This is a genomic window from Pseudomonas sp. ACN8, from assembly GCF_002303925.1.
GTDB lineage: Bacteria > Pseudomonadota > Gammaproteobacteria > Pseudomonadales > Pseudomonadaceae > Aquipseudomonas.
On record NZ_MRCS01000046.1, the window covers coordinates 41,785 to 51,892 of the forward strand.

Annotated in this window: 7 protein-coding genes and 1 pseudogene; all 8 read right to left on the reverse strand. The window is 60.4% G+C overall.

The genetic code is table 11. The annotated features are described in order from the left end of the window. Window positions 1–10: 10 nt before the first annotated feature. Window positions 11–3,286: a DUF2126 domain-containing protein gene (locus tag BSF44_RS22995; protein WP_095945452.1), complete on the reverse strand. Its 3,276-nt coding sequence runs from the start codon at window positions 3,284–3,286 to the stop codon at window positions 11–13. A 339-nt stretch (window positions 3,287–3,625) separates the two neighbouring features. After that, window positions 3,626–5,929, reverse strand: coding sequence for a YgiQ family radical SAM protein (locus BSF44_RS23000; RefSeq protein WP_007994999.1), 2,304 nt, complete (start codon window positions 5,927–5,929; stop codon window positions 3,626–3,628). Between the two features lie 190 nt (window positions 5,930–6,119). Further along, window positions 6,120–7,517 (reverse strand): replicative DNA helicase, encoded by a 1,398-nt coding sequence (gene dnaB, locus BSF44_RS23005; protein WP_053153720.1) that lies wholly within the window; start codon window positions 7,515–7,517, stop codon window positions 6,120–6,122. A 120-nt stretch (window positions 7,518–7,637) separates the two neighbouring features. Then, the gene (rplI, locus tag BSF44_RS23010) at window positions 7,638–8,084 is read right to left on the reverse strand and encodes a 50S ribosomal protein L9 (RefSeq protein WP_034149636.1); all 447 of its coding nucleotides are present in this window, start codon (window positions 8,082–8,084) and stop codon (window positions 7,638–7,640) included. Window positions 8,085–8,103: 19 nt separating this feature from the next. Then, entirely contained in the window at window positions 8,104–8,997 is an 894-nt protein-coding gene (locus BSF44_RS23015; protein WP_095945453.1) for a hypothetical protein, read from the reverse strand. Window positions 8,998–9,033: 36 nt separating this feature from the next. After that, complete coding sequence (rpsR, locus tag BSF44_RS23020; protein ID WP_002551829.1) at window positions 9,034–9,264, reverse strand: 30S ribosomal protein S18; 231 nt, start codon at window positions 9,262–9,264, stop codon at window positions 9,034–9,036. A 28-nt stretch (window positions 9,265–9,292) separates the two neighbouring features. Further along, window positions 9,293–9,715 (reverse strand): 30S ribosomal protein S6, encoded by a 423-nt coding sequence (rpsF, locus tag BSF44_RS23025; RefSeq protein WP_008048087.1) that lies wholly within the window; start codon window positions 9,713–9,715, stop codon window positions 9,293–9,295. A 305-nt stretch (window positions 9,716–10,020) separates the two neighbouring features. Continuing rightward, window positions 10,021–10,108: pseudogene (locus tag BSF44_RS23030) on the reverse strand (23S rRNA (guanosine(2251)-2'-O)-methyltransferase RlmB); the annotation flags it as partial.

Consider the following 10,108-nt stretch of genomic DNA (forward strand, 5'->3'; position numbering starts at 1 on the left):
CGCGTACGGTTTAGAAACGTCGCAAATCGAGTGTCATTGGTAGCTCGTCGTTGATTTCCAGTTTAGGTACAGGAAGTTTCCCTGGCGTGTGTCCGATGCGGAAGAAGCGCGCCATCCGCCGGCTCTCCGCTTCATTGGCATTGACCGGCAAGCTGTCATAGTTGCGCCCGCCCGGATGGGCGACGTGGTACTGACAACCGCCCAGCGAGCGCTGCATCCAGGTGTCGAGCAGGTCGAACACCAGCGGCGCGTGAACCGGGATGGTCGGTTGCAGACAGTTGGCCGGTTGCCAGGCACGAAATCTCACGCCCGCGACGAATTCGCCTACACGCCCCGTGGGCTGCAATGGCACCGGGATGCCGTTGCAGGTCAGCAGATAACGCTGGGGCGGTAGACCGCTGAGCTTGACCTGCAAACGCTCCAGCGACGAATCCACGTAACGCACCGTACCGCCCACAGCGCCCTCTTCGCCCAGCACATGCCAGGGCTCGAGGGCTTGACGCAGTTCCAGCGCAATGCCACTGACGGCGAAGTCGCCAACCTTGGGAAAACGGAACTCCAGATGCGCGGCGAACCATTCGGCCCGCACCGGATAACCGGCGGCGTTGAGGTCGACGATAACATCGGCGAAGTCTTGCTCGATAAAGTGCGGCAACAGGAAGCGATCGTGCAGCTCCGTGCCCCAGCGCGCCAGTTTCGGCGGTGCATAGGGCTCGCGCCAGAACCGCGCGACCAGCGTCCGCAGCAACAGTTGTTGCGCCAGGCTCATGCGTGCATGGGGCGGCATCTCGAACGCGCGCAGCTCCAGCAACCCGAGGCGCCCGGTGGCTCCGTCCGGCGAATAGAGCTTGTCGATGCAGAACTCGGCGCGGTGGGTGTTGCCGGTCACATCGATCAGCAGATTGCGCAGCAGCCGGTCCACCAACCATGGAGGACATTCCTCGCCCGCTTCAGGCATCTGCGCGAAAGCGATCTCCAGTTCGTACAAGGCATCGTTGCGCGCTTCGTCGACACGGGGCGCCTGGGACGTCGGGCCGATGAACAAACCGGAAAACAGGTAGGACAGCGACGGGTGGTTGTGCCAGTAACTGATCAGGCTGCGCAATAGATCCGGGCGACGCAGAAACGGCGAGTCCCCCGGTGTCGCGCCACCCAGCACGAAATGGTTACCGCCACCCGTGCCGGTATGCCGGCCGTCGATCATGAACTTCTCGGTGGTCAGCCGGGTCTGGCGCGCTTGTTCGTAGAGGAATTCGGTGCGCTCGACCAGTTCATCCCAGGTCGCGGACGGCTGTACGTTGACCTCGATCACCCCCGGGTCCGGAGTGATGCGCAAGTTGCTCAGGCGCGGATCGCTCGGCGGCTCATAGCCCTCCAGCAACACCGGGCACAGCAACTCTTCGGCGGTGGCTTCGATGGCGGCGACCAGTTCAAGGTAGTCCTCGACCCGTTCCAGCGGCGGCATGAACAGATACAACCGGCCTTCCCGCGCCTCGGCACAGAAGGCGGTGCGGGTCAGCCAGTCGGCGGATTCGTCAATCTTCGGTGCACGCTCCTGCACCTCGGCAGCTTCGTTTTTGCTTTGCAGTTGCGTGGTATCGGGCAGCGGCGGGAAATCCTGATTCGGGTCTTGCGGATGAATGAACGGATACTCCGCCGCCTTCACCCACGGTTGCGAACCCAATGGCAAGCGATAACCCAGCGGCGAATCACCCGGCACCAGTCGGCAGTGCTCGTCGCGCAGATACCAGCGCCCGCTCTGCCACTGATCACCCTTGGCGGTGCGCGCCAGCGGCAGGACCTGGCCGATGACCTTGTCCAGGCCTTGGTTGAATACTTTGCGCAGGCGTGCCCGTTCCAGCGGTTCTTCCAGACGCGAGTCTTCGGCACTGACGTTCTGCGGCAGCATGCCTTCGCGCCAGAGGTAATAGAAATTGTCTTCGTAGGCTGGGAACACAAAGCGTGTCGGAATCTTAAGGCGTTCGGCGACGCTCGCCAGGAAACGCCCGGCCAGCGCGCCGTCGGCACCGTAGTCTTGCTGCTCGTCGGCGATCAGTGCGCTGTTGTGCCAGATCGGCACGCCGTCACGGCGCCAGTAGCAATTGAGCGACCAGCGCGGCAGTTGCTCGCCGGGGTACCACTTGCCCTGTCCGAAATGCACCAGCCCCTGGGGCGCGTAGTGCTTGCGCATGCGCTGGAACAGCTCGGCGGACAGCCGTCGCTTATCCGGTCCCAGTGCCGCGGTATTCCATTCGGCGCCGTCCGGGTCATCGATGGACACAAAGGTCGGCTCGCCACCCATGGTCAGGCGCACATCGCCCTCCAGCAGGTCGGCATCGATCTGACGGCCCAGGGTCTGGATCGCCAGCCACTGGTCGTCGGTGTAGGGCTTGGTGACCCGTGGTGCCTCCCAAATCCGTTCCACGGACATTTCGTGGCTGAATTCACACTCGCAGGGTTCCACCAAGCCGCTGATCGGCGCCGCAGAGGACGGATCGGGACTACAGGCCAACGGAATGTGTCCTTCACCGGCAAACAGCCCGGAGGTCGCATCCAGGCCGATCCAGCCGGCGCCGGGCAGGTACACCTCGCACCAGGCATGCAGGTCGGTGAAATCCACTTCGGTGCCGGACGGCCCGTCGAGACTTTTGACGTCGGCGGTCAGCTGGATCAGGTAGCCCGACACGAAACGCGCCGCCAGCCCCAGGTTGCGCAGCAGTTGCACCAGCAACCAGGCGGAATCGCGGCACGAACCGGACGCCTGGTCGAGGGTGTGCTCAGGCGTTTGTACGCCGGGCTCCATGCGGATCAGGTAGTCGATGTCTTCACTCAAACGCTGGTTGAGCGCGACGAGAAAGTCCACGGCGGGCAACGGCGTGCGGTCGATGCCGTCCAGGTAAGCCTTGAACTTCGGCGTCAGGGGCAGGGTTTCCAGGTACGGCGCCAGCTCCTTGCGCTCATCCGCGGCATAGGCGAAGGGGATCTTTTCCGCGTAGGGTTCGAGAAAGAAGTCGAACGGATTGAAGATCGCCATTTCCGCCAGCAGATCGACCTCTATTCGCAATTCTTCGGTTTTTTCCGGGAACACCAACCGCGCCAGGTAATTGCCCTGAGGGTCCTGCTGCCAGTTGATGAAGTGCTGTTCGGGGGAGACTTTCAGCGCATAGGACAGAATCCGCGTGCGGCTGTGGGCGGCGGGACGCAGACGAACGATCTGCGGGCCGAGCTCGACAGCGCGGTCATAGCGGTAATGCGTAACGTGGTGCAATGCGACATGAATCGACACGGCGTGCCTCCTGCGAGCCCTAAGCGTATTCAAAAGCGGGCAAGACTTATGCCATCCAGCAGCGCTGGCGCTTTCTTCGGTTGCCTGAGGCAGTACAGCACCAAAATCGGGCGATGCGGGAAAATGGTTTGACGCAGGTGCACGTAAATGTGGCGATCCGTCAGAAATTGCTTGGCAGTTCCGGCCTCTTCGCGGGCAAGCCCGCTCCTACAGGGGAACGCATTTCATTGTAGGAGTGAGCCTGCTCGCGATGAGGCCAGTAGCTCCAGTACATTTTCTCAAGCCTTGAATGCAGAACGCCAACCCGAAGGTTGGCGTTCTGTTCAGCGAGGGCGCGGCTTAGCGCGGCACGACCGGCTTGCGTGTCGGCTTTGGCCCCTTGCCTTTGGCCGCATCCTTGCGCTCCTTGGCCGCCTGCTGATTGCGGGCGAATGCCGCCGCCTTGGCCTGTTCGCGCTTGTCCCACGGGTTGCCGCCATCGCTGGCACGTGGTGGAAGGCCGGTGTGCTGGGTCAGGATCTTGGTGGTCTTTTCCCCTGCAACCTTGTGGCTACCGGCCGGCGTCGAATTCTTGCGACGGGCGCTCTGGTAGCTGTCAGTCGACGGCTGGTGCAATGGAATCAACTGGTTCTTGCCCGGCCCGATCAGGTCGGCTCGGCCCATGCGGGTCAGTGCCTCGCGCAGCATCGGCCAGCCCTTCGGGTCGTGATAACGCAAGAACGCCTTGTGCAGACGACGCTGCTCCTCGCTCTTGACGATGGTCACCGCGTCACTCTTGTAGGTGACCTTGCGCAGCGGGTTTTTGCCCGAGTGGTACATCGCGGTGGCGGTGGCCATCGGCGACGGGTAGAACGCCTGCACCTGGTCGGCACGGAAGCCGTTACCCTTGAGCCACAGGGCCAGGTTCATCATGTCTTCATCGGTGGTGCCCGGGTGGGCGGCGATGAAGTACGGAATCAGGTATTGCTCCTTGCCCGCTTCCTTGGAGTACTTCTCGAACATGCGCTTGAACTTGTCATAGCTGCCGATGCCCGGTTTCATCATCTGGTTGAGCGGACCTTCCTCGGTGTGTTCCGGGGCGATCTTCAGGTAACCACCGACGTGGTGGGTCACCAACTCTTTAACGTATTCCGGCGACTCGACCGCGAGGTCGTAACGCAGACCGGAAGCGATCAGGATCTTCTTCACACCCGGCAACTCACGGGCGCTGCGGTACAGCTGGATCAGCGCCGAGTGGTCGGTGTTCAGATTCGGGCAGATGCCAGGGAACACGCACGAAGGCTTGCGGCACGCGGATTCGATTTCCGGACTCTTGCACGCGATGCGGTACATGTTCGCGGTCGGGCCGCCGAGGTCGGAGATCACGCCGGTAAAGCCCGGGACCTTGTCGCGAATCTCTTCGATCTCGCGAATGATCGACTCGTGGGAACGGTTCTGGATGATCCGGCCTTCGTGCTCGGTGATCGAGCAGAAGGTGCAGCCGCCGAAGCAGCCACGCATGATGTTCACCGAGAAGCGGATCATGTCGTAGGCCGGGATCTTCTCCTTGCCGTACGCCGGGTGCGGAATGCGCGCATAAGGCATGCCGAACACGTAGTCCATTTCTTCGGTGGTCATCGGAATCGGTGGCGGGTTGAACCAGACGTCCACTTCGCCGTGCTTCTGCACCAGTGCACGGGCGTTGCCCGGGTTGGTTTCCAGGTGCAACACGCGGTTGGCGTGGGCGTAGAGCACCGCGTCGTTGCGGACCTTTTCCACCGACGGCAGACGAATCACGGTCTTGTCGCGGGTCATGCGCGGGCTGGCCAGGATCTGTACGACCTTGGCTTCCTGCGGATCTTCAACCGGACCTTTTTCCTGTTCGATGGCGCAGGCCTGGGTGTCCTGGGTGTTGACGTACGGGTTGATGATCTTGTCGATCTTGCCCGGACGGTCGATGCGCGTGGAGTCGACTTCGTACCAGCCTTGCGGCGTGTCACGACGGATGAACGCGGTGCCGCGCACGTCGGTGATGTCTTCGATCTTGTGACCGTAGGACAGGCGCTGGGCGACTTCGACAATCGCACGCTCGGCGTTGCCGTAAAGCAGGATGTCGGCGCTGGCGTCGATCAGGATCGAGTTGCGTACACGGTCCTGCCAGTAGTCGTAGTGGGCGATGCGGCGCAGGGACGCTTCGATGCCGCCGAGCACGATCGGCACGTGCTTGTAGGCTTCCTTGCAGCGCTGGCTGTAGACCAGGCTGGCGCGGTCCGGACGCTTACCGGCCAGGCCACCCGGCGTGTAGGCGTCGTCGGAACGGATTTTCTTGTCCGCGGTGTAGCGGTTGATCATCGAGTCCATGTTGCCGGCCGCGACACCGAAGAACAGGTTCGGCTCGCCGAGCTTCATGAAGTCGTCTTTGGACTGCCAGTTCGGCTGGGCAATGATCCCGACGCGGAAGCCCTGGGACTCCAGCAGCCGGCCGATGATCGCCATGCCGAACGACGGGTGATCGACGTAGGCATCACCGGTGACGATGATGATGTCGCAGGAATCCCAGCCGAGCTGATCCATCTCCTCCCTGCTCATGGGCAGGAACGGCGCTGGCCCGAAACATTCGGCCCAGTACTTGGGATAGTCAAATAACGGCTTGGCTGCTTGCATGTCGATAACCGGTGTTGGCTTTCATTGAATTTCGCGGGCGCGGAATATAGCACAAATTTTGACCAATTCCGACGGCTGTGGTCGGAAATTGTGGCAACCTCATCGCGAGCAAGCTCGCTCCCACAAGGATCACACCGAACCTGTGGGAGCGAGCTTGCTCGCGATGAGGCCAGGTCAGGCGATGAAAAACTTATTCGTCATCGTCGAAGTTGTAGCTACCCGGCGCCAGGTTCTCGAAGCGCGTGTACTTACCGATGAACGCCAGGCGGATAAAGCCGATCGGGCCGTTCCGCTGCTTGCCGATGATGATTTCGGCGATGCCCTTGTGCTCGGTTTCCGGGTGATACACCTCGTCGCGGTAAACGAACATGATCACGTCGGCGTCCTGCTCGATCGCTCCGGATTCCCGGAGGTCGGAGTTGATCGGCCGTTTGTTCGGTCGCTGCTCGAGGGAACGGTTGAGCTGGGACAGCGCCACCACCGGGCAGTTGAACTCCTTGGCCAAGGCTTTCAAGGAGCGCGAGATTTCAGAAATCTCGTTGGTTCGGTTGTCGCCGCCGGAACCTGGAATCTGCATCAACTGAAGGTAGTCGATCATGATCAGGCCGATCTCACCGTGTTCACGCGCCAGACGTCGGGTACGCGCACGCATTTCCGACGGGCTTATACCGGCGGTGTCGTCGATGAACAGCTTGCGGTCATTGAGCAGATTCACCGCCGAGGTCAGGCGCGGCCAGTCGTCATCTTCCAACTGACCGGAACGCACCTTGGTCTGGTCGATCCGACCGAGGGACGACAGCATACGCATGACCAGCGATTCGCCTGGCATCTCGAGGGAATACACCAGAACAGCCTTGTCACTGCGCAGTACGGCGTTTTCCACCAGGTTCATCGCGAAGGTGGTTTTACCCATCGACGGACGTCCGGCGACGATGATCAAGTCAGCCGGCTGCAGGCCGCTGGTCTTTTCATCAAGGTCGGTATAGCCAGTGGACAGGCCGGTAATGGCGTTGTCAGTGTTGAACAGCGTGTCGATGCGATCGATGGCCTTGGTCAGCAAATCGTTCACACCCACCGGGCCACCGGTTTTCGGCCGGGCCTCGGCAATCGCGAAGATCTGGCGTTCCGCTTCGTCGAGGATCTCCTCGGCAGTGCGACCTTCCGGGTTGAAGGCGCTGTCGGCGATCTCGGTGCTGATGCCGATCAGTTGGCGCAACGTCGCGCGCTGACGGACGATCTGCGCATAAGCCTTGATGTTGGCGACGGACGGTGTGTTTTTCGCCAGTTCGCCAAGGTAACCGAGGCCACCCACCTGCGATGTCTGACCTTCCTTGTCCAGTTGTTCGGCAAGGGTCACGACGTCAATCGGGGAGTTCTGATCGGCCAGCTTGGCGATCGCACGGAAAATCAGACGGTGGTCATGTCGATAGAAATCGCCGTCGGAGACTTGATCGAGCACGCGTTCCCAGGCGTTGTTGTCCAGCATCAGACCACCGAGTACAGCCTGTTCGGCTTCGATGGAATGCGGCGGCACTTTCAGCGCGGCGGTTTGCAGATCGTATTGCTCGGGAGCGGAGATTTCGTTCATGGCCACTTGGAATCAGATGTAAAAACGGGGATGCCAGAAAGACAAAGGGCACGACCTGTAAACAGGATCGTGCCCGATGTTACCGGCAAGCACCCGAGGGTGCCAGCCGACAAGTGCTGCTTAAGCTGCTACCACGACAACGCGTACGGTGGCTTCAACTTCGGCGTGCAGGTGCACGGCTACGTCGAATTCGCCTACGTTGCGGATGGTGCCGTTCGGCAGACGAACTTCGCTCTTCTGCACTTCAACGCCGGAGGCGGTCAGTGCGTCAGCGATGTCGTGAGTACCGATCGAACCGAACAGCTTGCCTTCGTCGCCAGCGGTGGCAGTGATGGTCACTTCCAGCTCGGCCAGTTGGGCAGCGCGGCTTTCAGCCGACGATTTACGATCTGCTGCAGCTTTTTCCAGCTCAGCGCGACGCTCTTCGAACGCAGCCAGGTTGGCTGGGGTCGCAGCGGTAGCTTTGCCGTAAGGCAGCAGGTAGTTACGACCGTAACCAGCCTTAACGTTCACTTTGTCACCCAGGTTGCCCAGGTTGGTGACTTTTTCCAGAAGGATCAGTTGCATGTGAAAATCCTCTTAACTTTTAACCTTCACCGTTCGCGTTATCGGCATCTTTCGGTGCCGAACGACCGCGAAAATCAATCAGGCTGTCGACGATGGCCAGGACCACCAGCAACGGATAGATCAGTTGCATGAACAGCAACAGCGTCACGTACAACCCCACCAGCCAGAACCTGGCCAGTCGCTTCTGCGCCACCAGCCCGTGAATCAGGGCCAGCCCGGCGAACACCAGCGGTACACTGCACAACGGCGTCAACATGGCCATCTGTGAACCGAAATTCGGCCCCAGAAGCATGCACGCCAGCAGCAACATCGCCGGCAACAGCGGGATGCGGATGGCGCGAAACTCGCGACCAAAACCGCCCGGGTTGTACAACAACGCCTGCCAGTAGCGCCCGACAAGCAGGCTCAGCAAGCTGACGATTTGCAACAAAGCCGCAATCAGGCCGGTCAGGACCGGTGCAATCAGGGACGCGAAACGCGCTTGTTCGTCTACCGACAACTTCTGGTAGACATCGCCGAGTAGCGACGGCATGACTTTGATCAAAGCCTGCGCCAGCATCTCGATCTGGGGAGCAAAAGCTGTCCCCAACACCACTGAAAACACCACTCCCATCGCTATGCTGACCAGCAGCACGCGGTTCCAGGACTCGCTTGCGCGCAAAACCAACGCAAGGCTCGCAGACCCCAGTAGCACCAGAAGTGCCCGTGGGTCGTCGGAGTAAAGCCACCAGGCCAGTGCCGGCAGCAGTCCCAGAGCAAGAACGCCCAGGGCGTCCCTCAATCCGCGCCGCAGGAGCACAAGGCATCCGGCGGCAGCACCCAACCAATACAACAACGGCAATGCCGCGCATCCAGCCACTACGAGAGTGGCCTGCATACGGCCGCGCATGATGAACTCAGCTATGGCCCGCATGCATTCAATCCTTTGCTACGTGTCGACTGCCCGGTCTCAGCGGCCGTGGCTGTCGGTGTAGGCCAGCAGGGCCAGGAAGCGGGCGCGCTTGATAGCGGTGGCCAGCTGACGCTGATAACGAGCTTTGGTACCGGTGATGCGGCTTGGAACGATTTTGCCGGTCTCGGATACGTAGGCTTTCAGAGTGTTGAGATCTTTGTAATCGATCTCTTTCACGTCTTCAGCGGTGAAGCGGCAGAATTTACGACGACGGAAGAAACGTGCCATGTAATTGGCTCCTTAAAAGGTCCGTGGATTACTCGTCAGCGTTATCGCTGTTGTCGCTGTCATCACTATCAGCGCTTTCAGCGCCTTCGTGCTCAGGACGGTCGCGACGCTCACGGCGCTCACTGCGGTTTTCTTCAGCCTTGAGCATCTCGGACTGGCCGGTAACGGCTTCGTCGCGACGGATGACCAGGTTACGGATCACTGCATCGTTGTAGCGGAAGTTGTCTTCCAGCTCGGCCAGGGCCTTGCCAGTGCACTCAACGTTCAGCATCACGTAGTGAGCCTTGTGAACATTGTTGATTGCGTAGGCCAGTTGACGACGGCCCCAATCTTCCAGACGGTGGATTTTGCCGCCGTCTTCTTCGATCAGCTTGGTGTAACGCTCAACCATGCCGCCGACTTGCTCGCTTTGATCCGGGTGGACCAAAAAGATGATTTCGTAATGACGCATGAATGCTCCTTACGGGTTGTAGCCTGCCGCTCAAAAGCGGTCAGACAAGGAGTGAATGACACTTATGGACTTGCGGACGCTAGACACGTTGGTGCCTGCCATCACAGCAAGGGGCGCAATTGTAGAGAAGGGGCGAGGGAGGCGCAAGGTAATTGGTGATTATTTGAACAACCCCAACCTTTCCCTCACCACAAAAACACTGTGGGAGCGAGCTTGCTCGCGATGGGGATGCAACATTCGACATTGATGCTGAATGTTACTCCGCTATCGCGAGCAAGCTCGCTCCCACAGGGACTGCAACTGGATCAGGACTTCTTGGCAGCAGCCTTGGCTTTGACACTGCGCTGGCGCTGCGCTTCGAACAGGCAAACACCCGTCGCCACGGAAACGTTG

Coding starts and splice junctions, on each gene's coding strand:
- BSF44_RS23000 (WP_007994999.1), bottom strand. CDS start 5,929: ATGCAAGCAGCCAAGCCGTTATTTGACTATCCCAAGTACTGGGCCGAA.
- dnaB (WP_053153720.1), bottom strand. CDS start 7,517: ATGAACGAAATCTCCGCTCCCGAGCAATACGATCTGCAAACCGCCGCG.
- rplI (WP_034149636.1), bottom strand. CDS start 8,084: ATGCAACTGATCCTTCTGGAAAAAGTCACCAACCTGGGCAACCTGGGT.
- BSF44_RS23015 (WP_095945453.1), bottom strand. CDS start 8,997: ATGCGGGCCATAGCTGAGTTCATCATGCGCGGCCGTATGCAGGCCACT.
- rpsR (WP_002551829.1), bottom strand. CDS start 9,264: ATGGCACGTTTCTTCCGTCGTCGTAAATTCTGCCGCTTCACCGCTGAA.
- rpsF (WP_008048087.1), bottom strand. CDS start 9,715: ATGCGTCATTACGAAATCATCTTTTTGGTCCACCCGGATCAAAGCGAG.